Source organism: Embleya scabrispora DSM 41855 (assembly GCF_000372745.1).
In the GTDB taxonomy this organism is placed as follows: domain Bacteria; phylum Actinomycetota; class Actinomycetes; order Streptomycetales; family Streptomycetaceae; genus Embleya; species Embleya scabrispora.
The window spans coordinates 1-24,215 of sequence record NZ_KB889671.1 but is presented as its reverse complement, the minus strand read 5'-3'; the positions used below and the strand labels follow the sequence as shown (position 1 = coordinate 24,215).

Below are 24,215 nucleotides of genomic sequence, written 5' to 3'. Positions count from 1 at the left end.
GGGCCGGACCTCGCTCAGGGCCGGACGCGCGCCAACCGCCGCACCAGCACCGTGATCGCGGGTAGCGGGAACAGCAGCAGGAACAGGTTCGGCGCCCACCATTCGAGCGCGAAGTCGCCGCGCAACGCCCAGAACGCGACGGCCTGGAGGCCGGCGGTGCCGGTCAGGACGAGCGAAATCAGCATCAGCGGATGGCTATACCCGGTCGCGGTCCGCCGGCCCGGGCGCACCGCGGCCAGTCCGGTCACCGCCGCCGCGAGGTCGAGCGGCACGAACGAGTGGTTCCAGTAGTCGATCGCGCATCGGCGCGCCCCCGGGTCCGCTCGGAAATCGTCCGGACGGTCGGGAATCACCGTAGCAGCGGATCGGCCGGCCGCGCGTGCTCGGCATCGGGTGTTCCGCCCTTCCTCACAGGGGAGTCCCGACTCGTTGTGTGGACCCGCGCGCGAGTCTCTGCCGTACCGGCCCCGGATCCGGCACCATGACGTAATGAGCCGTGTGGAGAAACGCACGTCGACCGAGCCGCTGCTGCCCGCTCCCGTACCGCCCGCCCTGCCGCCGCTCGCGAAGCGGCCGATCGCGCTGATCATGATCGCGGTCTTCGCGGTGCAGGCGGCGCTGTCCGCGCGCTACGGCTTCCATCGCGACGAGCTGTACTTCGTGGTGGCCGGTCGGCATCTCGCGTGGGGCTACGTCGACCAACCCCCGCTCACTCCGCTGCTCGCCCGCGCGTCCGGCGAGTTGTTCGGGGACGAGCCGCAGGATCTGCGGATATTCGCCGCGCTCGCATGTGCGGCGACCGTCCTGGTCGTCGCGCTGATAGCACGGGAGTTCGGTTCCGGCCGGGCCGGCCAGCTGCTCGCCGCGGCCTGCGCGGCCACCTCCGGAATCGTGCTCGGCGTCGGTCACCTGTGGTCCACCGCGACGCTGGACATCCTCGCCTGGCTCATGGTGGCGTGGTTCCTGCTGCGCCTGCTGCGCACCGGCGACGGGCGTTGGTGGCTCGCGGTGGGAGCGGCCGTCGGCGGCGCGATGCTGAACAAGTACCTGGTCGGCTATCTCGTGGTGGCCCTGCTGGTCGGCCTGCTCGCGGTCGGTCCACGCGAGGTGCTGCGCGGCCGGCTGCTCGGTGCGGGCATCGCGATCGCGGTCCTGCTCAGCGCCCCCGGCCTGATCTGGCAGGCGGGCCACGGCTGGCCGCAGTTCACCGTCGCCGGCGGGATCAGCACGGACGACGGTATCGAGAACCGGATCATGTTCGTTCCGCTGCAAATCGCTTACCTGTCACCGCTGTTCGTGCCGATATGGGTGGCCGGCGGGGTGCGGCTGTGGCGTTCGGAGCAGATTGGCTGGGCTCGCTCGATACTGCCCGGGTACCTGACCCTGTGCGTCCTGGTGATCGGCTCGGGCGGCAAGTCGTACTACGCGCTGCCGCTGCTCCTGGTGCTTGTCGCGGCCGGCTGCGAGCCGACCGTGCGCTGGGCCGCGTCCCGACCCGGTCGGCGGGTGCCGGTCGGCTCGATGCTCGTGGTCGCCACCGTCACCAGCGCGGTGATCTCACTGCCGCTGCTGCCGGCCGGCCGGGTGAACGCGGTGAACTCGATCAACCCGGAGCAGGGCGAGCAGATCGGCTGGCCCGAACTGGCCGACGCGGCGGCGGTGGCCTGGGCCCGGATCCCGCCCGAACAGCGGGATCGGGCAGTGCTGTTCGCGGGCAACTACGGCGAGGCGGGCGCGCTCGACCGGTACGGCCCGGCCCGAGGGCTGCCGAAGCCGTATTCGGGCCACATGTCCTTCGCCGACTGGGGCCCGCCGCCGGATCGCGCCGACGGTCCGGTGGTGATCGTTCACGAGGGCGAAGTCTCGGCCGGGCGCCGGGACTTCATCGGCTGTCGGCTGGTCACCCGAGTGGACAACGGGGAGGGCGTCGACAACGAGGAGCAGCACGCGATGGTCGAACTGTGCGCGGGCACGGCCAAGCCCTGGTCGCGGCTGTGGCCCGAACTGCGGCACTTCTACTGACCGGCCCGGGCCGACCCGCCACATCCCGGTCGCCCCGGTCGGCCCGGTCGGCCCCGGCCCACGTATCGACGCGCCGCGCCCCGAGTCGCGGCCGGACAGTGCGCGATGAGAGGAGTGTCATGGCGAATGCGAGTCCGCCCGGCTATCGCACCGGCGGCGAGGGCCGGCCCGGGTCGCTGACCGGCTCGGCGTACCGGGAGGTCCGGCGTCGGGTGCTGCACCTGGAACTCGCCCCCGGCGCACGATTCACCGAGAAGGCGGTGGCCGGCGAGCTGGGCATGAGCAAGACACCCGTGCACGAGGCGCTCGCCCTGCTCGCCGAGGACGGCTTCGTCGAGGTCATCCCGCGCAGCGGCTACCGGGTCTCCCGGGTCACCCTGCGCTCCGCGCGCGAGTTGTTCGACCTGCATCGGGCGCTGGAGCAGGACGCGGCGGCGGCGGTGGCCCGGCGGCCGGCCGAGGTCGTCGCGCCGGTGGCCCGCGAGGGCGCGTGGGTGCGGAGCGCGGGGCCGGTCGAGGGCCCGGACGCGTGGCTGGACCGGTACACCCGGCTGCATCTGCTGCTCGGCGAGCTGGCAGGCAATCGGCACCTGCGCCGCGCGCTGGGCGCGACCCTGCACGCACACCACCGGCTGCTCCGGCTGTGCGTGGCCGCCGACGGGCCGCACCCACGCTCGATCGCGGGCGACGACACGCCGCTCCTGGACGCCCTCGCGGCAGGCGCCTCGGATGGGGCCCGACGCGCGGTACACACCCGCCTCACCGAATGCCGCGAACGAGTACTGGACACCCTCCTGTCCAGCGACGCCCTACTCGACGTGAACATCGCAGGCCCCGCACCCGGACCGTGACAGGGCCCCGGTCGCCGTAGGCGCCCGTGCGCAGCGCCGACCCGGGCAACCGGCTCGGCCCGCGGCGGCGCGCAGCGGGCGGGTCAGGTCGCGGCGGCGCGGAGCAGGGTGCCCAGGTCCAGGTCGAGCAGGTCGGCCGGGAGGTCGGCGTCGCATCCGTTGCCGTGCGTGCGGCCCAGGTGCGCGGCGACCGGAGGCACCAGCGCGCCGAACACGGCCGCGCCCAGCGCTCGAATGCCGTACTCGACGGCGGCGGCCGCGGCGTCCTGGTCACCCGCCGCCAAGGCGGCGCTCAGTGGCCCGTGGTCGGGCGCCGGCCAGGTCGGCTCGCCGAGTGCGACGGCCAGGCACAGGTGTCGCAGTTGGTGGCGCAGCACGTATTCCTCTATCTCGACGGCCCGCCCGTTGCCGGCCCGCTCGGCGAGCGCGGCGCCGAACCCGAGCCACCCCAGCGGCACGGACGCGACACCGGCTCGGGTACGTACCCCGGCCCCCGCCGGCCGGAGCGCCGCACCCGAAGCCGAGCCGAGAGCCGACCCCGGCGGCAAACCCGGTACCGAGCCGTGAGCCGGATCCGGTACCGAACCCGCCACCCGCGCGAGAGCCGAACCCGGAGCCGAACCCGAGCCGTGAGCCGGACCGGGACCGGAGCCGTGCCCCGGACCGGACGCCCGACCCGCCGTCGAGGCCCCGCCCATAGCCGTACGCCGCCACGCCCGCGCCGCCTCGTCCAACCCGCGCAGCCCCTCCGCATCGCGCCGGCCGGCCGCCAGTCGGGCCGCCAACGTCTCGACCGTGAGACGCAGTTCGAGCAGTTCCCGGATGTCGCGCAGGGTGACCGGCATGACCAGGTAGCCCGAGTGCGGCGCGACCGCGACCAGGCTCTCGTGGATGAGCAGGTTGAGCGCCTCGCGCACCGGCGTCTTGCCCATGCCCAGAGCGGTCGCCAGATCCCCTTCGCTGAACACCGTCCCCGGCGCCATCTCCAAGCGCAGGATGCGGCCTCGGATCGCCTCTCGGGCGAGGGCGGTCCGGCTCTTGGTGCGCGCTGTCAGGCTCGGCGTCATGTCCGGATTCTCCTCGGATCCCGGCCGCGTCCGGGGTCGCCGACGAGGATCGGCGAAGATCGGCAAGTCGGTGCCGCGACCGGTTCGCGGGACGGGGCGACCCACGCATTCGCCCCGGCGCGGCCGGACACTCCTATGCCGGAAGGGACTAATATCTCAGGCAGCCGGGTCGGCGACAAGGATGCGGGAGCGCTCCGCCCCCGGATGGTGCCCACGAGGTGGGACCTTTGCCATCGCCACCGCCGACTCCTGCGATGATCCTCGCGACGAGGAAGGTGGTTTCGGATGACCCGCGCGGCCCGCACGCCGACCGGCGCCGATCCGGGGCGCGCCCGTTCGGTGGTCGGCCCTCCTCCTCCGACCCGCGACCGGGCCTACCATCGGAACCGTGTCGACGGCTCCACGGATCGCATCCGCGAGCCGCACCCGCACGCCATCCCCTCGGGACGAACGACCTTGGACATCGACATATGACCGCGTCGCAGCACACCCGATCCGCATCCCCCGTCACGCTCCTGCGGGAATGGCACGAGCGCACCGACGGCGCCGCCCTGCACGAGGCCCTGTTCCTCGGCCTGAACGTCGACCTGCCCTTCCTGGAGCGCGTCGCCGTCCCCCTCGCCCGCGACCTCTCCGCTCGCGTCGCGATCTTCGGGGACGCCGCGCAGGAGGCGCACGACCCACGCCAGGTGCGCGGCGCCGGCCGTGACTACCTCTACGCGCCCACCGTGTGTCCCGGTGGGCTGCGCGCCAAGCTGGTCGTACTGCTCGGCGAGCACGCGAGCCGGATCGCGATCGGCGGCGGCACCCCGGCGCTGCCCGGCTGGGCCGGCGACGACCGGTTGTGGACGGTGGTCGAGACCGAGGACGACGCGTCCAACGCGCTGCCGGCCGACGTGGCCGACTGGCTGGACAAGCTGCCCGAGCTGGACGGGGTCGAGATGGCCCCGTGGGCCGGCGACCACCTGCGCGAGATAGCCATGCTGCTGACCGAGCGGCACATCCTGGCCGACGAGACGCCCGGTCCCGACGCGCGGCTGCTGGACAATCTCGACCGCTCGCTGCTGGACCAGGTGCCGGCCGGCCCGGTGGAGGAGCTGCACGTGTACGCGCCGGCCGTGGATCCGGCGGGCGACACGCTGCGCGAGCTGATCGCGCGTCTGGCCCCCGCGCGGGTGCTGCTCGGTGTGCACGAGAACTGGTCGGGCCACACCGGCGCACTGCTGCGCTCCGCGCTCGGCGGTCGTCCCGCCGACGTACTCGTGCTTCCCGAACAGCGGCTGGTACACGGCCGGTTCGCACAGTGGCGGATCGGCGACCGGTGGTTCGCGCTGACCGGCAACGCCGACCTGACCCGGGCCGGGTTCGCCGGCACCGCGGCGGCCGGCGGCGGTCTGGACCTCGCGGTGCGCACCGCCGGCGGTCCGGTGTTGTCGCTCGGCGACGGCCGAACCACCTCGCCCGCCGGCCTGGACGCGCTGCGCGGTGTCGCGGCGGGCGCCGAACTCGTGCTGCTCGGCGCGCGGGCGGACGGCGCGGGGCTGCACGTGGTGCTCGCCGAGGCCGCCCGCGAGCCGGTCACGGTGAGCACTTCCACCGACGGATCGCCGGGCTCCTGGCGGGAGTTGGGCACCATCCCGAGCGGTGCGTCGAGCGCCGGCTTCCCGCCCGCCGCGGGCCTGGGTCCGGTCGTGCGCGGCAGCACCACCCGCGCCGACGGCAGCGTGGTGTACTCCGCTCCGGTCTTCGCGTACAGCCCGGCCACCGCCGCGCGGCCGAGCGACACGCGGCTCGCCCCGCGCCCGGAGCCCACGCCCGCCCCGCGGCCCGCGGCACCCGCACCGACGCCCGCGGTCGCGCCGCGACCGGTCGTCACGCCGCGCCCGGTCGAGGCCGCGCCCACGCCGCCGGCCGCACCGGCACCGCGTCCGCCGGCGCCGACTCCGGCCCCGAGCGCGCCGCCCGCGCCGACTCCGACGCCGGCGCCGCTGTACGTCCCGTCCCACGGGGACCCCGAGCCGTTCCCCACGGCCCCCGCCGAGGACGGCCCGTACGCCGACGCGATCGAGGAGTTCGCCGCACACGGCTGGGTCGCCGGCATCGAGGACGGGATCTGGCGGATCACCGGCTCGTTCGGCAACCCGGTCCCGATCGCGGCGGTGGCCGCGACCCGCCTGGCGCAGTACGGCGAGCCGGTACTGATCCAGGCCGGCAACGAGCGCCGCTGGGCCTTCATGGCCTGGCACGCGCCCGACCTGACGCTGCTGAACTGGCCCGCCCGGAACTGGCGCAGCTACCAGATACGTCCGCCGGCCGACCCCGAGTCGCGCTTCCGCGGCGGCGACCTGGCGAGCGTCCCGGGCCGGGTGGGTCCGCTCAACCGGCAGATCGGCGACCCGCCGCCGGCCCTGCTGCGCGTCCTGGACGAGGTCGGCATCGGCTTCGCCGAACTGGTCAAGACCCTGCAACAGATCGGCGGCTGAGCGGCGGCACGAAGTACGGTGCCGCGCGGTCGAGTTCGGGGCGGGCTCGGGTCGGTGGCATCCGGGCGCGCCCGGCACCGGGGTTGCCGAGCGAGCGATCGTTAGACTGCCGACGACCACAATGGCGACAACCAAGACGATGTGCCCCGGAACGGCCGGAGCCCGTGTGCGGAAACAGGAGCCGGACCCCATGGCGGAGCCACTCGCGGCGGACCTGCGCGCCGACGGCCACACCGACTGGCGCGCGTACGACCCGCTGCTGCTGCCGCCTATCCTGGCCGCCTCGCTCGCCGCGTTCGACGAGCACGGGTATCACGGCACGACGGTGCGCGACATCGCCCGTCGGGTGGGCGTGACGGTGCCGGCGCTGTACTACCACTACCAGAACAAGCAGGCGCTGCTGGTCGAGTTGCTGATCGGCTCGATGAACGCGGCGCTCGGTCGTTGCCGGGGCGCTCTGGCCGAGGCCGACGACGCGCCCACCGCGCGGTTCGCCGCACTGGTCGAGTGCATCGTGCTGTACATGGCGAACCGCGCGCCGCTGGCCTTCCTGGACACCGAGATGCGCAGCCTCGAACCCGACAACCGGGCCCGCTACGTCGCGATGCGCGACGAACTCGAAGCGCTGATGCACGACGCGGTACGAGACGGCGTGGCCCTGGGCGAGTTCACCACCCCGTACCCGGTCGACGCCGGCCGCGCCGTGATCACCTGCTGCCAGGCCGTCGCCAACTGGTACCGCCCCACGGGCCCCTTGACCCCCCAACAAATCGCCAACCGCTACGTAACCATCTCCCTGGCCACAGTCGGCCACACACCCGGCCTCCCCAAACCCGGCCCGGCCGGCGCCTGAGGCCACCTCGGCCCAGCCGCCGGCCGAGGCCGGCCGAACCCGACCCGGCCCGGCCGGCGCTTGCGGCCGCCTCGGTCGGAGGCCGGGTCGCGTTCGAGGCCGAAAGACACAGCGCCCGGCGACTACTTCGGCGCCATCCTGATCGCGCCGTCCAACCGAATCACCTCGCCATTGAGCATCTGGTTCTCCACGATGTGCGCAACCAGCGACGCATACTCCGCCGGCCGCCCCAACCGACTCGGATGCGGCACCTGCGCGCCGAGCGAGGCGCGCGCGGCCTCCGGAAGCGCCCCGAGCAGCGGCGTCTCGAACAGGCCGGGCGCGATCGTCATCACCCGCACCGCCAGACCGGCCATGTCCCGTGCGATGGGCAGCGTCATCGCCGCGATGCCGCCCTTGGACGCGCTGTACGCGGCCTGCCCGATCTGCCCGTCGAAGGCCGCGACCGACGCGGTGTTGACGATCACGCCGCGCTCGCCGTCCACCGGCTCGTGCCCGACCATGCGCTCCGCCGCCAGCCGCAGCACGTTGAACGTGCCGATCAGGTTGACGTTGACCACGCGCGCGAACAGGTCCAACGGGAAGGCGCCCTGCCGCCCCACCGTACGGGCCGCGTTGGCCACGCCCGCGCAGTTGACCGTGATCGCCAGCGTGCCGTCCGCGTCCGCCGCGTCCACCGCCGCCCGTACCTCGTCCTCCCGAGTGACGTCGCCGGGTACGAACACGGCCCGCTCACCGAGCCGTTCGGCGACCTCCTTGCCCTGCGACGAGGGCAGGTCGAAGAGCACGACGGACGCGCCCTTCGCGACGAGCAGTTCGGCGGTGGCCAGGCCCAGGCCCGAGGCGCCGCCGGTGATCAGGGCGGTGGTGCCTTCGATGCGCATCTATGTGTCTCCGTAACGATCCGAGCGAACCAGACAATTGAGGTGAACCGGCAAGACGGGTCGAACCACCGGAAGACCGGGGCGACCGAAAAACAATCGCGGCAGGCAGGAAGCCTCAGAGGCGTTCGATGATCATCGCGTTGGCCATCCCGCCGCCCTCGCACATCGTCTGCAGGCCGTACCGGCCGCCCGTGGACTCCAGCACGCCCAGCAGCGTGCTCAACAGCCGCCCGCCGGACGCGCCGAGCGGGTGCCCGATCGCGATCGCACCACCGCGCCGGTTCACCTTCTCCAAGTCGGCGCCCACCTCCGCGGCCCACGCCAACGGCACCGACGCGAACGCCTCGTTGACCTCGAACGCGTCGATGTCGTCGATGCCCAGGCCGGCCCGTTCGAGCACCTTGCGGGTGGCCGGGATGATCCCGGTCAGCATCAGCATCGGGTCGTCGCCGGTCACCGCGAACGTGTGGAAGCGGGCACGCGGGGTCAGCCCGAGCGCGGTCGCGCGCTCCTCGCTCATGATCAGCGCGGCGGAGGCGCCGTCGGTCAGCGGCGACGAGTTGCCCGGGGTGATCCGCCAGTCGATCTCCGGGAAGCGCGCACCCATGCCCTCGTCCACGAACGCGGGCTTGAGCCCGGCCAGGCCCTCCTCGGTGGTGGCCGGCCGTACCGTCTCGTCCACCCGGTGCTCACCGCCCGCGAGTGTGATCGGCACGATCTCCCGGTCGAACGCGCCCTCGGCGCCGGCCTGTGCGGCGAGCCGGTGCGAGCGGGCGGAGAACCGGTCGAGCGCCTCACGGTCCAGGTTCCATCGGGCCGCGATCAACTCGGCCGAGTAGCCCTGCGGGATCAGCCCCTCGGGGTAGCGCCTGCCGAGCAGTTCGCCGAACGGATCGCCCCCGCGCGCGGCGAAGCCCATCGGCACCCGGCTCATCGACTCGACGCCGCCCGCGATCACGATGTCGTACGCGCCGGCGATCACGCCCTGCGCGGCGAAGTGCGCGGCCTGCTGGCTGGATCCGCACTGCCGGTCCACGGTCGTCGCCGGGACGCTCTCCGGGAATCCGGCGGCGAGCACCGCGTTGCGCGCGATGTTCAGCGACTGGTCGCCTGCCTGGGACACACAGCCCGCGATCACGTCCTCGACCAGCGCCGGGTCGAGACCGTTGCGCTCGACCAGGGCGCGCAGCGTGTGGGCGAGCAGGTCCACCGGGTGGGTGCCGAAGAGCGCACCGCCGGGCTTGCCCTTGCCGGAGGCGGTCCGCACCGCGTCGACGATGACGGCTGTGGTCATGGGGATTCGTCTCCTCGGATCCGCAAGGTTACTGAACGTTCGCTAAAGACATTCGACCCTCCGGTGCAACCCCTGTCAAGCAGCGACCCCGGCACAGGCGGGCACCCCCGGTCGCAGCACTAGGCTGAGGTCCGTGACCAGCGCACCCGTACGCGAACCACGCCAGCACCGCAGTCGCGTCACCCGAGCAAAACTTCTGGACACCGCCGTCGAGGTGCTGGCCGAGGTCGGCTGGCTCGGCGGCACCGTGACCGTGGTCGCCGAGCGTGCGGGCGTCTCCCGGGGTGCGGTGCAGCACCACTTCCCCACTCGCGAGGATCTGTTCACCGCCGCGATCGATCACATGACCGGGGACCTGTTCGCCCGGATACGGCTGGACGGGGCCCGGATCCCGCCCGGCCCCGAACACACCGAGGCGGTGGTCGACGCGCTCGTGTCGATGTTCCGGGGCACGCTCTACCGGGCCGCACTCAATCTGTGGGTGGCCGCGGCGCAGGACGACACGCTGCGGGCCAAAGTGCTGCCGCTGGATCGGCGACTGTGCGCCGCGATGTACGACGTGGCGGTCGACCTGCTCGGCGCCGACGTCTCCCGCCCCGGGGTGCCGGCCGCCGTGGAGGGGGTGCTGAGCCTCGCCCGCGGGCTGGGCATCAGGGAACTGCTCACCGACGATCAGGCGCGCCGGCGGGCGATCATCCGGCAGTGGGCGACGTACCTGGACACCGTGCTGACCGACCGCGGCCCGGCCTGATCCGGCCCCGCGCGGGTCCTGGGGCCGGCATTTCACGCTTCGATGACCAATCCTTGATGCGAACCCGGTTCAATCCCGGACGGAATCGGACCCGCGGGCCGTAACTTCGCGGCGTGGACTGGAATCGACGGACCTGCGCCCGGCGCGGACACGAGACGTACGCTCCCGACGAACCCGCGTTGCGCGACCGACTGCACGCGAGCACGCCGGTCGGCGAGGCGTGGCGCTGCCTACGCTGCGGCGACTACGTGCTGGGCGAGGTCAAGGGCCGCGGCCCGGCCGCCGACGCGCCGACGGTGATGCGCGGGCGAGCCCTGCGCGACGTGTTGATCCTGCGCTTCCTGGCCGTCGAGCGGGCCGCACGCGGCGTGCTGATCCTGCTCGCGGCCTACGCGGTCTGGCGATTCAGCAATTCGCAGGACTCGGTCCGCAGGTTGTTCGAAGACGACCTGACCGTGTTCCGGCCGGTGGCCGAGCATTTCCACTACGACCTGGACCACTCGCCGATCGTCGACTCGATCCGCAAGACGTTCGACTACAAGCACTCGACGCTGGTCTGGGTCGCCATCGCGATGGTCGTCTACGCGGTGATCGAGATCGTCGAGGCGGTCGGCCTGTGGCTGCTCGAGCGCTGGGCGGAATACCTCACGGTGGTCGCCACCGCGGCGTTCCTGCCGCTGGAGGGCTACGAGATGCGCGAGCACGTGAGCCCGTTCAAGGTGGCCACCCTCGTTCTGAACATCCTCGCGGTCGTCTACATCATCGTCGCGAAGCGGCTGTTCGGGGTCCGCGGCGGCGCCGAGGCGTTCGAACGCGAACGGCACAGCGAATCCCTGCTGGAGATCGACGAGGCGATCCACCCCGGGCCGCCGCGGCAACCGTGGGAGGAACACGTGCACCCGCCCAAGACGCGGCACGCGCGCACACCCTGATCGATCCGCCCGAACCCCTACCGTGAAACCCCGGGCGCCGTCCGCACGTTCGGCTGCCGGCGCCCGGGCCGTGCCTCACGGCACCAGCACCAGCCGCCCGCGCAGCCCGCCCTCCCCCAGCCGGGCGAATGCCTCGGTCGCGTCCGCGAGCGCGAGCACCCCGGCCACCCGCAGGGTCAACGCGCCCTTTTCGGCCAGCGCCGCGAGTTCGGCCAACCGCGCGCCGTCCGCGCGCACCCAGAGGTGGTGCACCCGGATCCCGCGCAGTGCCGGCGGCGCCGCGCCCGCGTTGACCACCACGAACGCCCCGCCGCCGCGCACCGCGTCCAGCGCGTCCGGGCCGAGCATCGCCGCGTCCAGCGCCGCGTCCGCACCGCCCGGCACCATCGCCCGGATCCGGTCCGCGAGTTCCGGGCCGCGAGGGGCGAACCACTCGGCCCCGACGCCGCGGACGAAGTCCTCGTCGGCGGCGCCCGCGACCGCCACCACGCGAACCCCGCGCGCCGCCGCGAGTTCGACCGCGAACCCGCCCACCGCGCCCGCCGCCCCGGTCACCACCAGGGTGTCCCCGGCCGACAGGTCGAGCAGGTCCAGTCCCTGCCACGCTGTCAGCCCGTTCAACGGGATCGTCGCCGCCGCGACCGCATCCAGGCCGGCCGGCAGCGCCCCGACCGCGTCCGCGTCCAACACCACGAACTCGGCGTGTGCGCCCGCCCGTACGTCCAACCGATCACGCAGCCCGAGCACCGCGTCGCCGACCGCGAACCCGGTGACCCCCGCACCGACGCCGGCCACCTCGCCGGCGACGTCCCAGCCCAGGCCGAACACCTCGCGCGCGCGCACCAGTCCGAAGCGCACCGGCGCGCCGTCCAGCACCATCGAATCCACCGGGTTCACCGTCGCCGCCGCGACCCGGATGCGCACCCGGCCCGGTCCCGGTTCGCGGTCGGGCGCATCCACGACCTCGACCACGGACGATCCGGCTCGGGCGATCACCGCACGCATGACACCACTCCCACGCTCTGCGTTCGGGCCGGCCCTCCCGGCCCCTCGACCGCCAACCTACGAAGAGCTACTCTCCATTGGTAAGTACGTACCCCAGAGTGTGTAACACACCCGTAGGAGAGCCAGGCCGACCCGTACCGCGGCCGAGCGTCGCGCCCAGGCCCGCACCGCGTTCGACGCGTACATGGCCGACTGCCCGGCCCGGCGGCTGTTGGACGGGATCAGCGACACATGGGTGAGCCGCGCGTGAACGCGCCGGCCGACGGCCCGCAGCGCTACAGCGACCTGTCCCGCCGCGTGGCCGGGGTCAGCCGGAAGATGCTCACCCAGACCCCGCGCAACCTCGAACGCGACGGCCTGGTCACCCGCACCGTCACACCGTCCGTCCCGGTCCGGGTCGACTACGCGCCGGCCCCGCTGGGCGCGAGCCTGCTCCCACTGATGCCGGCCATCAAGTCCTGGGCCGAGCAGCACGTCCCCGAGGTGGACCGGGCACGCGAGCGCTACGACGCGGAGCGCCCGTCGGCGGTCGGCTGACCGCACCCGGCCCGGCCGATCGCCCACACACACGGGCCTCGACCCACTCGCGTTCGTACGTTCGGGCCGCACGACCTCGGGTCACCGGAGGTCCGCCAGAAGATCGCCGACTGTTCATTTTCCGGCCCGCCGAGGGTGTTTCCGGCTCCATATCGTGATCTTGACCGGCGGAACGGACGCCGGCCGAACTTCCGAGGAGCCCAGTCGTGTCGCCTGGCCGTGAGACCCACGAGCGCGAACGGCGGATCGAACTGCTGATGGCGGAGAGCACGCCGTTGCGCAGGTATGTGAGCGGCATCCTGGGCGCCGACCTGCACACCGTCGAAGACGTGGTCCAGGAAACGCTGTTACGAGCCTGGGAGGCCGCGGACCGGCTGGACTGGGACGGCCGGCCGATCCGGATGTGGCTGTTCCGGGTCGCCCGCAATCTGGCCGTGGACGCCCGGCGGCGCAACCGGTCGCTGCCGGTGGGCATCGACCCGAGCGAGTTCGCCGGGTTGCCGACGGTGCCCGATCCGGCCGCGACGATCGTGGATCGCTGCGTGCTCGTGGGGGCGTTGCGCGCACTGGCCGCGCCGCACCGCGAGGCGCTCGCCCAGGTACACCTGCTCGATCGCAGCGGCGCGGACGTCGCCCGCGCCCTGGGGATACCGCGCGGGACGGTCAAGTCTCGTACCTACCACGGGATCGCGGCCATCCGTCGGGAGCCCGCCGCGATCGAGGAGAGCGGATGACAGGCTCCGAGGACCTCGCCATGCAGGTCGCCGGACAGGACTTGACGACCCTGCTCGGCTACACGGGGATCGTCATCCTCGTGTTCGCCCTCGCCCACTGGGCCGCGATGCGGCGCGGCGGATGGCGCTTCGTCCGCCGCCGGCTGCGCCGGGAACTCGCGCTCACGGTGGCCGCGTTCGCCGAGCCGGTCACCGCGTTCACCCGGTATCGGCGGCGCCGCCGACTGCTGGTGCGGGCGCTGCGCGAGCCGAACACCTGGGCCGACGCCGAGCACGCGCTCCGGCTCGCGGCCGAGGTGTCGGCCGGTGCGCGTGCGTACGGCGCGCTGGTGGAGCGGGACGTGGTGGGCGTGCTGGTCGCAGGCGGGTCGGATCTGCCCGAGCCCGCCGAGCCGTGGGCGGTCGACGAACTCGACCCCCGGTTGTGGTGGATCGCGCGTACCGACCTGGAAGCGGGCACCGGCCCCGCCCCGTTGCTGGTCGCGGTCGGCGCCCGGCAGGACGCGGTGGTCTTCCTCGACCTGTTGACCGGCCCCCGCGTACTGGCGGTGTCCGGCGAGCGGCGCGGCGCGCGGGCCACCGTGCAGGCCCTCGCGGCCCAGCTCGACGCCCGGCTGCCGGCCGGCGCGGTCACCGTCGCGGACGGCATCCACCCGCGGCACGCCGGGCCGACCACCGCCGAGGCGTTCGCGCTCGCGACCACCGCCGCGTCGAGCCGCCGCCACCCGCAGGTCGTGGTGTGCGCGGAGACCCCCGATGTGCCCGCCGCCTCACCGGTGTCGGTGCTTACCCTGGGTTCACCGCGTGGCCACGCCCGGCTGTTGGCGGTGTCCCCCACCGGCGCCCTGCTCGTGCACGGCACCCCGTTGCGGGTGGACGCGCGGCCGCTGCCGCGCGCGGTCGCCGCCACGGTGTGGCAACTGCCGCCGTGGTCCACGGAGGACGCCGCGCACCCGGCCCCGATCGTGGCCGACCCGGACCTGGATCCGGATTCGGGCGCGGCCCCGGCCCCGGCGCCGGGTTCGACCCAGGGCGCGACCGCGACCGAGCCCGTCCCGCCGGTCCCGCACGACGACCTCGACGAGCCCGCCGACACCGACAAGCCGAGCGGCGTCTCCGTCGACGTGTGATCCCGCTTCCCACACGCCGGACGGGCCGTTGATCGGCCCGTCCGGCGTTTGCCCGCTTCCCACCCCGGGCCGCGCTTCGGCCGATCCACGCCCCGCCCCGGGACGCGTTCCGGCCCGGAACCCGACCACCCGCGGGCCGCACCCTCGCCCACCCCCAGGCCGCACCCCCGGCCCGAATCCCCGCCCACCCCCAGGAGCACGCCAACGTGAGACTCACCGTCACCACCGTGGACGCCGTGGACGGCCTACGCCGCGACCATCTCGTGGACCTCCCGCCCGGGAGCATCGTGGCGGACCTCGCGACCGCCCTGCGCCGACCGGCCGCGCCCGTGGAGGCCGACCCCGAGGGGCGCCCCGCCGAGCTGAGCGCGTTCCTCGACGGCGACGCGCCGGCCGGCGGACAGACGCTCTACCTCGGCGAGACCGCGCTGGACCCGCACGCTCCGCTGACCGTCTCCGGCATCCGCGAGGCCACCGTCCTCGGCCTGGGCGCACCGCCCGCCGAGCCCGACCGGGTGTGTGCTCCCCGGCATCCCTTCGATCCGCAGACACTGGTCCAGGTGCACGCGGTGTCCGGCCCGTACACCGGTCGGATCTGGCCGTTGGGCCCCGGCAGCCACGAGATCGGCGCCGACGAGGGATGCGCGATCCGGCTGCCGGTCGCCGGCGTTCCGGCGCGCGGGTTGTGGGTGACGGTCTGCCCCGACGGCTCGGCGTACTGGCACCGCACCGTCCCCGACGACGACGCGGTGCACGGCCGCGAGGTCGCACCGCCGCCGACCGACGCGATCACCGCCGCCGCGGCACTGCCCCGCAAGCACGAGGAACGCGTCCTGGAGGACGAACGCGAGGCGGACCGCAAGGTCGAGCGGGACAGTGCCCGGATCGCCCCGCCGAAGGAGCCCGCGGTCCGCGCCCCCGCACCGCCGGGCACCCCCTGGCCGCACGAGTCCGACCTGGTCGTCGGCCCGTCCCTGCTGCGGCTGTCCGGCCCCGTCGAGGCGGACGCCGACGTCACGCCCTCCGACGACGGCATCGGCCTGGACTACAACCGGCCGCCCCGGATCGCCCCGCACCTGGACGCGGAGAAGATCCGGCTGCCCTCGCCGCCGGTGGAGCCGAACCGGTTGCCGTTCCCGCTGCTGGTGATGATCGCCCCGCTGGTGATGGGCCTGGCGATGGTCGCGTTCTTCAAGTCGTACTTCTATCTGATCTTCTGCATCATGAGCCCGTTCATGGCGATCGCGAACTGGATCTCCGGCCGCCGCGGCAATCGGGTCAAACACATGCTCGACGGGGTGCAGTACCGGCGCCGACTGCGCGTCCTGCACGACGACATCCGCACCGCCGTACGACGCGAGCGCATCGTCCGCGGCGAGGTCGGCCCCGACCCGGCCGCGGTCGCGCTGATCGCGACCGGGCCGGGCAGCCGGTTGTGGGAGCGGCGCCGACGCGACGCCGACCACCTGGTGTTGCGCATCGGCACGGTGGACCAGCCGTCGGTCAAGGAGGTCGAGGACCCGGCCCGGGACGAGCATCACCGCACCGCCCGTTGGACGTTGCCGGACACCCCGATCGGCATCGAGATCGCCGACCACGGCGTGCTCGGGGTGGCCGGCCCCGGCGAACCGATCCAGGCGTTGGCCCGCTGGCTGGTGATCCAGTCCGCGGTCCTGCACAGCCCGCGCGACCTGCGCGTGGTGGTGCTGACCGGCCCCGATCGGGCCGCCGACTGGGCCTGGGTGCGCTGGTTGCCGCATCTGCGCCCGCAGTCCGGCTCGGCCGCGGCAGTCGTACTGCTCGGCACCGACCCGGAGTCCACCGCCAACCGGATCTCCGAACTGGTCGCGCAGATCCAGGGCCGACAGCGCAGCATGGGCTCGTCGATGGGCCAGGCCATGTTCAGCGGCCCGGACATCGTGGTGATCGCGGACGGCGCCCGGCAGTTGCGCGAGGTGCCCGGCATGGTCCAGGTGCTCACCGAGGGCCCGGCGGCCCGGGTGTTCAGCGTCTGCCTGGACGAACAGGAGCGACTGCTGCCCGAGGAGTGCACCGCCGTCGTGCTGGCCACGGGCCGACACCTGACGGTGCGCCAGACCGGACTGCCCGACGTCGTGGACGTGCGCGCCGACCACGTCGACGCGTCCTGGTGCGAGCAGTTGGCCCGCTCCCTCGCGCCGTTGCGCGACGTCAGCCCCGAACACGACAGCGGCCTGCCGCAAACCGTCAAGCTGCTCGACCTGGTCGACGCCGAGCCCCCCAAGGCGGCGGATTTCCTGGCCCGTTGGGCCCGCCGACCGGCCTCGACCACGTTCACCCTGGGCGCCGGGTACGACGGGCCGCTGCGCATCGACCTGGTACGCGACGGCCCCCACGGCCTGATCGCGGGCACCACCGGCTCGGGCAAGTCCGAGTTGCTGCAAAGCTTCGTGGCGGCGCTCGCGGTGGCCAACCGTCCGGACGAGCTGACCTTCGTCCTGGTCGACTACAAGGGCGGCAGCGCGTTCAGCGAGTGCGCCGAACTCCCGCACACCCTGGGCATGGTCACCGACCTGGACGAACACCTGGCGACCCGGGCGCTGGACTCGCTCGCCGCGGAACTGCGGCGCCGCGAACACCTGCTGGCGCAAGTCGGGGCCAAGGACCATCCCGAGTACCGGGGCAAGCGCACCGCCGACCCCACACTGGCACCACTGCCCCGACTGATCCTGGTGATCGACGAGTTCGCCACCCTGGTCCGCGAGGTGCCCGACTTCGTCGCGGGGCTGATCAACATCGCCCAGCGTGGCCGCTCGCTCGGCATCCACCTGGTGCTGGCCACTCAGCGACCGGCCGGGGTGGTCACCGGCGACATCCGGGCGAACACCAACCTGCGAATCGCCCTGCGGGTGACCGACGCCGGCGAGAGCCAGGACATCATCGACACCGCCGAGGCCGTGCACATCTCGGCCGGCACCCCGGGCCGGGCGCTGATCCGCACCGGGCCCAATGCCGCCGTGCCGTTCCAGGCCGCCTGGGTGGGCGCCGAGCGACCGATCCCCGGCAGTGGCCCCGCGGCCGGGGCGAGCCGCTCGGTGCGGGCCACCGAGTTGACCCTGTCCGGCCTGGGCCGCCCCGTGTCCCTGCCGACCGTCGACGAGGGCCCGGACACCGTGGAAGCGCCCAATCCGACCGACCTCAACGCCCTGGTGTCGGCCCTGCGCGAGGCCGCCGAGACGCTGCCGGACTACACCCCGCAGCCCAGCCCCTGGTTGCCGGCACTGGCCGAACGGGTGCTGCTGGACGACCTGCCGCCGGTGGAACGGGCCTCGACCGGCGGGCCCGACACCTCGCCGCCGCCCATCCCCTACGCGCTGGAGGACATCCCGCAACTCCAGGAGCAGCGGGTGACCACGCTGGACCTGGCCACGTTCGGCCACCTGTACGTGATCGGCTCACCGCGCTCGGGCCGCACCCAGGTGCTGCGCACCATCGCGGGCGCCGCGGCGGCCACGGCGAGTTGCGCCGACGTGCACCTGTACGGGATCGACGCGGGCGGCGGTGGGTTGGCCGCCCTGGAGACCCTGCCGCATTGCGGCGCGGTGGTCTCGCGGCACGACATGGAACGGATGGGGCGACTCCTCGGCCGCCTGGTGCGCGAGTTGACCGAGCGTCAGGAACGGTGCAGCGTGCACAACGCCGCCGGGCTGGTGGAGCTGCGCCGGATGCTTCCGGCGGCCGAGCGACCCGCGCACATCGTGGTCCTGCTGGACGGCTGGGACGCGCTGGTGGGACTGCTCGACGACCACGACGGCGGCAGGCTCGTGGACGACGTGATGCGACTGCTGCGCGAGGGCGCGGCGGCCGGCATCCACATCGTGGCCACATCCGAACGGGCGCTGCTCAGTGGCCGGTTGGCCGCGCACAACGACCACAAGCTGCTGCTGCGCCAATCCGACCGGACCGACTACCAGATGGTCGGCATGCCGCTGCGCAAGGTCCCGGCGGTGATCCCGCCCGGCCGCGGCTGGCACGTGTTGTCCCAGACGGAGAGCCAGGTCGTGCTGCTCGCGGCCGACCCGAGCGGGCAGGAGCAGGCCGAGGCGCTGCGCCGGATCGGCGCCGAGGCGAGCCGCCGCGACGCGAGGGTGCCGAGCGAGCGGACGCCGGTACGGATCCCGACGCTGCCGCGCGTGGTCGAGTTCGCCGGCGCGTACGAGCAGGTGCCGGCCGGGCAGCGTCGCCCGATGTGGGGGCTGTTGGGCATCGGCGGCGACAGCGCCGAGCCGATCGGAGTGGACTTCACCGTCAAGTCGGTGTTCTGCGTGATCGGTCCCTCCGGGACCGGACGCAGCACCAGCCTCGCGTCGTTGTCGGTGTCGCTGCTGGCGGGCGGCACCTCGCTGGTCGTGCTGACGCCGCGGGAATCGCCGCTGCGCGCTCTGGCGCAACACCCGCAGGTGCGACTGCTGTCCGAGGAGGACCCCTCCGCCGAGGACGTCGAACGCGCCCTGGACGAGCTGTCCGGTCCGCGCGTGGTGGTCGTCGACGACGCCGAACTGCTCGGCATGCCCGCGGCCGACCGGGTCCTGCGGGACCTGGCGATCGCGGGGCGGGACCGCGGCCAGGGGCTGCTGTACGCGGGTTCCTACGACGCCCTCCAGGTGGCGATGGGCAGTTGGCTCACCGCCGCCCGACGCGGCAGCCGGCACGGGATCCTGCTCGCGCCGAAGAACATGCACGAGGGCGACATGATCGGCGTGCGACTGCCGACGAACGTGGTGCGCTCGGCGCCGCCCGTGCCCGGCCGGGCGTGGACCGCCGGTCCGGGCGGTCTCCCGATGGCGGTACAGGTTCCGCTGACGGTGTTGCGGGCTGCCGAGTAGCCGGACGAAAACCTGGATCGGGCGAACGATTTCGGGCCGCTTCCCCGGTGGGGAGGCGGCCCGAATCGTGGTGCGCGAAGGCTCAGTTCTTCTTGAGGTTCTTCGCCATCTCGACGTCCATGTCGTGCATCTGGACACGAATCTTGGCGAACATGTCGGAGAAGATCTGGATGCCGTCGATGGCGGCGGTCAGGCTGGTGTCGAACTTCGCGTACGCGTCGCGCATGGCCGGGCTCGACTCCTTGAAGACCATGCCGTTGTCGAGCAGCCCGTTCACGTCGGTGAGCAGGGTCTTGATCATCGGGGTGATCGTCTCGCGCGCCTTGGTGAGCTTGCCCGCGACCTCGTCGATCCGGGTGAAGTCGAGTGCGATATCGGCGGCCATGGGTTCCTCCAGGGGAGATCGGGCTCGCCGCGGGGTGCGGCGGAACCGGGTGTCGGGGTGCTGTGGGGGTTTCGGGGGCGGTTCAGGGGTTACCCGGGCGGCTCAGTCGCGGCGCGGGACGCGCCCGCCGCCACCGCCACCGCCGCCACCGGGCGGGACGGGCTTCTCCGGCGGCTTGGGTGTGGTGTCCACCCACTCGTGCTTGCCGTCGGTGCGCGTGTAGGTGTGCGTCTTGCCCTCGGAGTCGACCACCTTCTGCGTACCGCCGCCGTCCGCGTTCAGGTGCGTCTCGGTGGTGGTCACACCGCCGTCGGCCGCGGTGGAGACGGTGGTGTAGTTCAACCGGCTGGAGTCGTAGGTGGTGACCGAGGTGTAGGTCTGGCCGTTGCTGACGACCTTGGTCTCCTCCTTGATCACATTCCCGTGCTCGTCCAGGGTCAGGTGGGTCTCGATCCGACCGCCGTTGGGCGTGGTGATCACCTGGTCCAGCGGCGGCTTGTCGCCGGGGTCCTGGGCCTTGCAGAACTCCGGGAGACTGCCGTCCGGGCCGGGCTTGCCGCACTCGTCGATGTGGTCCTGCTTGTACTTCCAGGCAGCGACCTTGTTCCGCCACTCCTCCAGGCCCATCGTCGCGCCCATCACGCCCAGGCCCTCGGTGATCTGCGCGTCGGCGTTGAAGTAGGCGTCGCCGACCGTGCCGAAGCAGTCGCCGAGCTTCTTGAGCAGATCCTCGGCGCGGGTCATCGGGCCCGCGGACAGCCGGTACAGGCTGCGGAACGCACCGGTCAGCGTCTGGTCGCCGAACACCGCCTGGGCGTCGGTGTAGCCGCCCTGGCCCAGGGTCGCGAAGTCGCTGGACTTGAGGGTGGGCGAGATCCGATCGGCGAGGTCGTGCATGTCCTTCTTGGCCTCGCTCAGCGTGCTGTAATCCAGCGCGAATTCGATCACGTCCGCTCCCGTCGGGCATCGCGGACCCCCCGACCGGATCCGTCGCCGTGACCACGCCCGGGCCACCCGGTCGGTTCACCGAGGCAATCCCCGCCTTCGGTGAACCGACCGGGTGGCCCGGGCGTGGTCCGGGCGTGGTCCGGGCGAGGTCCGGCGAGCATGGCGAGGAGAAGACGGGTCATGGGCAATCGCCCCACCGACTGGAACGCGATCGGCCTGAGCACCGATCCCACGCCAGGCGATCCCGTCCGGCTACGCACGCTGATCACCTCGATGGACAGTCTGGGTCGGGTCGCCCGGGAGATCGACGACGCGTTGGACGCGGTCCTGGACAAGACCGGCGACGGCGCCTTCGTCGGGCAGACCGCCGACGCGCTACGGGAAAAGATCAGCGGCCCGCTCCGCGAGTTCGTGCAGAGCATCGCCGACGCGTTCGAGAACTCGGCCAAGTCGATGCGCGCGTACCTGGGCGTGATGGAGGCCCAACAGCAGGTCGCCGACACGGCGTTGTCGCACGGTCGGGACCTGCCCCTGGAGGATCCGCGGCGGGCCACCTACGGAACGACCGCGCGCACCGCGGGCACCACCCAGCGCACCCAGGCCGAGGCCACCGCGAAGGTGGTCAACAGCGCGGCCGCCGGAATCAAGCAGCCGGTGTCGAACTGCGACCTGTTCTGGGAGGCGTTCAACTGGCTGGCGATCATCCTGATCCTGCCCGCGCTGCTGTTGGGCGGCCCGCTCGCGCTGCTCGCGATCGGGGTCAACCTGGCCCTGTTCGTCAAGACCGCGGTGGACGTCGCGCAGGGCAAGGCCGGGCTGCTCGACCTGTTCCTGGCCGGGCTGGGGATCATCGCGCCGACCACCAAGGGCCTCAACCTGCTCAAGCTGTTCAAGGACGGCGCGAAGTTCCTCTGGAACGGCCTCAAGACCTTCGGCAAGGGCGCGTGGGGTGCCCTCAAGGGCGCTTTCGGGGCGGGTGCGTTCCGCTCGTTCGCGTTCATCCCGGGTCTGAAGGACTTCGCCCGACTCGCGGGCGGCTGGGTCAAGACGGGCGCCCTGTGGGTGGGCGCGGCCGCGCTGAAGCTGCCGTCCTGGGTCGGCTCCACGCTCGGCAAGGGCGGCCTGGCGGTGATCAACGGCTTCAAGGCGATACCTGCCCTGTTCCGCGGACTGCCGGGCCTGATCAAGGGAGCCGCGGGTAGCACCTGGAAGTTCCTCAAGTCCGAACTGGGCGGCGGTAAGTGGCTGCGGCTGATCCTGCCGGTGGACGCGGCCGAGATCAGTCGCTTCGGGCTCAAGCGCGCGTTGCAGATCGGCTTCTACGAGCGCGGCGTGCTGGGCAGGTTCCGCTACGGCGGGCCGCTTCTTGCCGCGGGCGGCCGCGGCCTGAGCCAGATCCCGACCCCGCCGCCACTGCACGGCGCGGGCGCGCTGCCCGCGATGCCGGTGGACGACCTGGCCCGGATCCGGGCCGGCGACTGGTCCGGGTTCGGCGCCGACGAACTCCGGATGCACGCCCTGGACCTGCCGACGACGAACCTGACCGTCACCTCCCCCGCCGGCCTGCACATCCCCACCTCCTTCGGTGAGGTGATGCAGTTCGCGCCGGACGCGGTACGCCGGATGGACGCCCTCGTGGACATCGGCATGCGCGACATGAAGCTGACGCAGATCGGAGACTGGGCCAAGCTGCCCACACCCGCGATGGCCGGCAAGGTGGACCACCTGCCCGGGGTCGACTCGATCGGCCGGTTCACCCCGAACAACGCGCCCGCGACCACGCTGCACGCGCTGCCCGCCAACGGCGCGCTGCCGTCGGTCGCCCACACCCCGAGCCTGACCTCGCTGTCCGCGCTCGACCTGGTGCAGACCGGCGCCGGCCACCGCCCGAACACGCCCAGCCTGCTCACCGGCGGCGGCCCGGGCGGCGGATCCGGCATCGGGCACCTCGCCAACCCGAGCCTGACCAACCACGGCCTGACCGCACCGGGCCTGCCCGGCTCGGGCCTGACCAACCACGGCCTGACCGCACCGGGCCTGCCCGGTCACGGCACGCCCGGCCCGCACGTGGAGCTCAAGCCGACCGAGTTCGGCACGTCGACGGGCCAGTCCGCGCCGTCCCCGACGGCCCTGGCGGGCGGCCCGCCGCCCGCCGCCCTGGTCCCGGACCACGCAGGCAACGCGCTCAACCTGCTCGACCACGGCCCGAAGACGCCGCTGCGCCTGGACTCGCCCGCCAACGCCGGTGCACTGCCCCCCGCCCCGCCGCCGCACGGCCCCGGCGGCGGCGACCTGCGGCCCGGCACGCCGACCGCGAACCAGGTCGCCGTCGCGCCGTCGCCCCCGACCCACGGCGGCGGCCTGACCGGCCCGGCCAACCGGCTCTCCCCGACCCAGCTCGAACAGCTGTGGCAGCGCGACGCGGACCGGATCGGCGCGCTCTTCGGCAAAGCCGACGATCCGCTGCGGACCGGCCGCGTCGAGGCCTGGCGCGACCTGGCCTCGGCGCGGACCGAACTGGGCCGGGCCCAGCAGGTGTTGCACGACCTCGAGGTCCGTCCGGGCGGGTCCTCCAAGCCGTCCCCGTTCGAGCGCGACGCCCGGCTCGCGGTGGACCACGCCTCGACCAAGGTGGAGACGGCGCTCACCCGGCTCGACCGACTCGGCGTGGACCCGGCCCGGATCGACCGCGGCCTGGCCCAGGCGCAGGCGGAGAGCTTGTTGGAGCGCCCGAGGCTGGTCGGCGGCAGTGGGCACGAGGTGGGCGGCGGGGCCCAGTCGCTGCCGACGACTTCGGTCGCCGGGAGCATCCCGCCGCCGACCGCGGTCACCGTCATGCATGTCGGCCTCGACTCGACCGGGCTCGACGGTGCGGCCATCCGCACGACGGTGAACGACGGCCACCGGGTCACCGATCCCGCGACCGGCCGCTCCATCCGATACGACCACAACGGGAGCATCGCCGACGAAGGTCTCGCGCTCCGCTCACCCGGCGAGCCCCGATTCGTCGTCGACAACGGCACCGGCCCCACCCTCACCGACGTACACGGCAACCCCGTCGCCGGTATGGACGTCACCGTGGTGCGGGGCGGCTACCGGGTCACCGACACCGCCGGCGGCCACACCATCCGCTACCGCGCCAACGGGGCGATCGCCGAGCAGGGCATCGCCCTGGGCGGGACCGGCGCACCGCACTTCGTGGTGGCGCACGGCGACCTCCGACCCCCGGTCCTGACCAACGCCCACGGCAAGCCGATCACCGACCGCACCCTCGTCACGATCGAGAACGGCTACCGGGTCACCGATCCGGCCACCGGCCGGTCCATCCGGTACGGCGCCGACGGCGGCGTCGCCGAACACGGCCTCGCCCTCCAGGGCGCCGGCGAAGCCCACTTCGTCGTCCCCGGCGAGCACGGCCCCCTCCTGACCGACCTGCACGGCAACCCCGTCGCCGGCGTCGACGTCACCGCGATC

General features: G+C 73.2%; 17 protein-coding genes and 1 pseudogene. 11 read left to right on the top strand and 7 right to left on the bottom strand.

The features are described from left to right. Window positions 1-14: 14 nt before the first annotated feature. Window positions 15-353, bottom strand: coding sequence for a DUF5360 family protein (locus A3IC_RS71235; protein WP_020552476.1), 339 nt, complete (start codon window positions 351-353; stop codon window positions 15-17). Window positions 354-489: 136 nt separating this feature from the next. On the opposite strand from A3IC_RS71235, the gene A3IC_RS0123320 reads away from it, so the two are divergent. Further along, window positions 490-2,022 (top strand): ArnT family glycosyltransferase, encoded by a 1,533-nt coding sequence (locus A3IC_RS0123320; RefSeq protein ID WP_052173735.1) that lies wholly within the window; start codon window positions 490-492, stop codon window positions 2,020-2,022. A 119-nt stretch (window positions 2,023-2,141) separates the two neighbouring features. Then, the gene (locus A3IC_RS62560) at window positions 2,142-2,873 is read left to right on the top strand and encodes a GntR family transcriptional regulator (protein ID WP_020552474.1); all 732 of its coding nucleotides are present in this window, start codon (window positions 2,142-2,144) and stop codon (window positions 2,871-2,873) included. A gap of 83 nt (window positions 2,874-2,956) precedes the next feature. On the opposite strand, the gene A3IC_RS62555 is transcribed toward A3IC_RS62560, so the two are convergent. Then, a complete protein-coding gene (locus A3IC_RS62555) occupies window positions 2,957-3,940 on the bottom strand; it encodes a GntR family transcriptional regulator (RefSeq protein WP_158696068.1) in 984 nt (327 codons plus the stop codon). A gap of 470 nt (window positions 3,941-4,410) precedes the next feature. On the opposite strand from A3IC_RS62555, the gene A3IC_RS62550 reads away from it, so the two are divergent. Together A3IC_RS62550 and A3IC_RS0123295 are read left to right on the top strand one after the other, a co-directional pair. Then, the gene (locus A3IC_RS62550; RefSeq protein WP_026218626.1) at window positions 4,411-6,423 is read left to right on the top strand and encodes a hypothetical protein; all 2,013 of its coding nucleotides are present in this window, start codon (window positions 4,411-4,413) and stop codon (window positions 6,421-6,423) included. 190 nt (window positions 6,424-6,613) lie between these two features. Then, complete coding sequence (locus A3IC_RS0123295; RefSeq protein WP_020552471.1) at window positions 6,614-7,276, top strand: TetR/AcrR family transcriptional regulator; 663 nt, start codon at window positions 6,614-6,616, stop codon at window positions 7,274-7,276. A gap of 122 nt (window positions 7,277-7,398) precedes the next feature. Here the strand turns inward: A3IC_RS0123295 and A3IC_RS0123290 are convergent, their stop codons facing one another. Both A3IC_RS0123290 and A3IC_RS0123285 read right to left on the bottom strand, forming a co-directional pair. Continuing rightward, window positions 7,399-8,160 carry a 3-hydroxyacyl-CoA dehydrogenase gene (locus A3IC_RS0123290; protein ID WP_020552470.1) on the bottom strand — a complete coding sequence of 254 codons (762 nt, stop codon included), beginning with the start codon at window positions 8,158-8,160 and terminating at the stop codon, window positions 7,399-7,401. A 115-nt stretch (window positions 8,161-8,275) separates the two neighbouring features. Further along, window positions 8,276-9,454, bottom strand: coding sequence for a thiolase family protein (locus tag A3IC_RS0123285; RefSeq protein WP_020552469.1), 1,179 nt, complete (start codon window positions 9,452-9,454; stop codon window positions 8,276-8,278). Between the two features lie 133 nt (window positions 9,455-9,587). Here A3IC_RS0123285 and A3IC_RS0123280 point away from each other — a divergent pair, with 133 nt between their 5' ends. After that, window positions 9,588-10,205, top strand: coding sequence for a TetR family transcriptional regulator (locus A3IC_RS0123280; RefSeq protein WP_020552468.1), 618 nt, complete (start codon window positions 9,588-9,590; stop codon window positions 10,203-10,205). Between the two features lie 113 nt (window positions 10,206-10,318). Then, entirely contained in the window at window positions 10,319-11,137 is an 819-nt protein-coding gene (locus tag A3IC_RS0123275) for a DUF2127 domain-containing protein (protein WP_020552467.1), read from the top strand. 75 nt (window positions 11,138-11,212) lie between these two features. Here A3IC_RS0123275 and A3IC_RS0123270 read toward each other — a convergent pair whose 3' ends face one another. Next, complete coding sequence (locus A3IC_RS0123270; protein WP_020552466.1) at window positions 11,213-12,142, bottom strand: alcohol dehydrogenase catalytic domain-containing protein; 930 nt, start codon at window positions 12,140-12,142, stop codon at window positions 11,213-11,215. A 184-nt stretch (window positions 12,143-12,326) separates the two neighbouring features. Here A3IC_RS0123270 and A3IC_RS56085 point away from each other — a divergent pair. The 4 genes and pseudogenes from A3IC_RS56085 to A3IC_RS0123250 all read left to right on the top strand — a co-directional run bounded on the left by A3IC_RS56085 (window position 12,327) and on the right by A3IC_RS0123250 (window position 19,408). Next, window positions 12,327-12,679: pseudogene (locus tag A3IC_RS56085) on the top strand (winged helix-turn-helix transcriptional regulator). A 206-nt stretch (window positions 12,680-12,885) separates the two neighbouring features. Next, window positions 12,886-13,413, top strand: coding sequence for a sigma-70 family RNA polymerase sigma factor (locus A3IC_RS0123260; protein ID WP_020552464.1), 528 nt, complete (start codon window positions 12,886-12,888; stop codon window positions 13,411-13,413). After that, the gene (locus tag A3IC_RS56080) at window positions 13,410-14,543 is read left to right on the top strand and encodes a hypothetical protein (protein WP_020552463.1); all 1,134 of its coding nucleotides are present in this window, start codon (window positions 13,410-13,412) and stop codon (window positions 14,541-14,543) included. The genes A3IC_RS0123260 and A3IC_RS56080 overlap by 4 nt, the downstream gene beginning before the upstream one ends. Window positions 14,544-14,749: 206 nt before the next feature. Continuing rightward, window positions 14,750-19,408, top strand: coding sequence for an FtsK/SpoIIIE domain-containing protein (locus A3IC_RS0123250; protein WP_020552462.1), 4,659 nt, complete (start codon window positions 14,750-14,752; stop codon window positions 19,406-19,408). 82 nt (window positions 19,409-19,490) lie between these two features. On the opposite strand, the gene A3IC_RS0123245 is transcribed toward A3IC_RS0123250, so the two are convergent. After that, on the bottom strand, window positions 19,491-19,793 hold the full coding sequence (locus A3IC_RS0123245; protein ID WP_020552461.1) for a hypothetical protein: 303 nt from the start codon (window positions 19,791-19,793) through the stop codon (window positions 19,491-19,493). Window positions 19,794-19,895: 102 nt separating this feature from the next. Next, the gene (locus tag A3IC_RS0123240; protein ID WP_020552460.1) at window positions 19,896-20,741 is read right to left on the bottom strand and encodes a hypothetical protein; all 846 of its coding nucleotides are present in this window, start codon (window positions 20,739-20,741) and stop codon (window positions 19,896-19,898) included. A 180-nt stretch (window positions 20,742-20,921) separates the two neighbouring features. Here A3IC_RS0123240 and A3IC_RS0123235 point away from each other — a divergent pair. Next, window positions 20,922-24,215: hypothetical protein (locus tag A3IC_RS0123235; RefSeq protein ID WP_020552459.1), on the top strand; the 3,294-nt coding region annotated here is incomplete at its 3' end.